At 72.3% G+C, this 2,198-nt stretch carries 1 protein-coding gene; it reads right to left on the bottom strand.

The genetic code is table 11. The features are described from left to right. Window positions 1-110: 110 nt before the first annotated feature. A partial coding sequence (locus tag BG452_RS32995) for a ribonuclease E/G (RefSeq protein WP_223243085.1) occupies window positions 111-2,198 on the bottom strand: 2,088 nt, incomplete at its 5' end.

The following is a 2,198-nucleotide window of genomic DNA, read 5'->3' on the forward strand; positions in this document are numbered from 1 at the left end:
GTCGCGATGTTCCTGGCCGCGGCGCTCGCCCAGCGCTGAATCCGGGCCGGAGTTCCGGGAGTGCCGCCCGTACTGGCTGTCGAGGGGAGCGGCGGTTCTCGTCGGGTGGTTCAGGCCAGGGCGGCGGGGGCGGGGGCCTCGGCCACCGGTGCCTCCACGGCCTGCGCCGGAGCGGCCTCGACGTCCGCCACCTCGACGTCCGTCACCTCGACGCCCGGGACCTCCAGGGCCAACTGACCCTCGATCTCCTCGCGCACCGGCTCGGCGGGCTCCAGGTCCGCCTCGGCGACGGCCTCGGCCACCGACGACCCGGCCTCGACGGCCTGCGGCTCCTCGTGGCCCACGCCGCCCTTGCCCCGGCGACGGCGCTTGCCGCTGCCCGGGCCGGCCTCGACGGCGGCCGCCGCCGGGGCGTGGACGTGGACGCTCGGCTGCTCCATGTGGACGATCACACCGCGGCCGTTGCAGTGCACGCAGGGCTCGGAGAAGGACTCCAGCAGGCCCTGGCCGACCCGCTTGCGGGTCATCTGGACCAGGCCCAGCGAGGTGACCTCGGCCACCTGGTGCTTGGTCCGGTCCCGGCCCAGGCACTCCAGCAGGCGGCGCAGCACCAGGTCGCGGTTGGACTCCAGGACCATGTCGATGAAGTCGATCACGATGATGCCGCCGAGGTCGCGCAGCCGCAGCTGGCGCACGATCTCCTCGGCCGCCTCGATGTTGTTCCGGGTGACCGTCTCCTCCAGGTTGCCGCCCTGGCCGACGAACTTCCCGGTGTTGACGTCGATGACGACCATCGCCTCGGTGCGGTCGATCACCAGCGAACCGCCGCTGGGCAGCCAGACCTTGCGGTCCAGCGCCTTCATCAGCTGCTCGTCGATCCGGTAGGTGGCGAACACGTCCACCTCGGAGGTCCACCGCTGGAGTCGCTCGGCGAGGTCCGGGGCCACGTTGGAGACGTACTCGTGGATGGTCTTCCACGCCTCGTCGCCGGAGACGATGACCTTGGTGAAGTCCTCGTTGAAGATGTCGCGGACGACCCGGACGGTCATGTCCGGCTCGCCGTACAGCAGCGCCGGGGCGTTGCCGGTGGCCGCCTTCTTCTGGATGTCCTCCCACTGCTGCTGGAGGCGCTGGACGTCGCGGGTCAGCTCCTCCTCGGAGGCGCCCTCGGCGGCGGTGCGCACGATGACGCCCGCGTCGTCCGGGACGATCTTCTTCAGGATCTGCTTCAGCCGGGCGCGCTCGTTCTCGGGCAGCTTGCGCGAGATGCCGGTCATCGAGCCCTCGGGCACGTACACCAGGTAGCGGCCGGGCAGCGAGATCTGGCTGGTCAGGCGGGCGCCCTTGTGGCCGATCGGGTCCTTGGAGACCTGCACCAGCACGGACTGGCCGGACTTCAGCACCGACTCGATCCGGCGCGGGCCGCCGTGGCCCAGCGCGCCGAAGTTGACCTCACCGGCGTACAGCACCGCGTTGCGGCCCTTGCCGATGTCGACGAAGGCGGCCTCCATCGACGGCAGCACGTTCTGGACCTTGCCCAGGTAGACGTTGCCGACGTACGAGGTGGCCTGCTCCTTGTTGACGTAGTGCTCGACCAGCACGCCGTCCTCGAGGACGCCGATCTGGGTGCGCTGGCCGTTCTGGCGCACCACCATGACGCGCTCGACCGACTCCCGGCGGGCCAGGAACTCGGCCTCGGTGATGATCGGCACCCGGCGGCGGCCCAGCTCGCGGCCCTCGCGGCGACGCTGCTTCTTCGCCTCCAGACGGGTCGAGCCCTTGATGGACTGCACCTCGTCCGGGTCGAAGGACGGCTCGGTGGAGCGGCGGCGCGGCTCGCGCACCTTCACCACCGTGCGGACGCCGTCCTCGGTGGTCTCGGCGGTCTCGACGGCGTCGGCCTCACCGGTGCGGCGGCGACGGCGGCGACGGCGACGGGACGAGGACAGGCCGGCGGCCAGGTCGTCGTCCTCGTCGTCCTCCTCCTCGACGGCGTGGGCCGGCTCCTCGACGACGGGCTGCTCGGTCTCGGCGGCCTCGAACTCCTCGGCCTCGCCCCGGCGACGGCGGCGGCCGCCCCGACGGCGACGGCGCGACGGACGGCCGTCCTCCTCCCACTCGGCCTCGGTCTCCGGACCGGTGGCGGGGGCCTCCACGACGGGCGCCTCGACGACCGGGGCCGCCACGACGGGGGCCTT

Origin of the sequence: Streptomyces sp. CBMA123 (assembly GCF_014596465.1) — a bacterium.
Lineage (GTDB): Bacteria > Actinomycetota > Actinomycetes > Streptomycetales > Streptomycetaceae > Kitasatospora.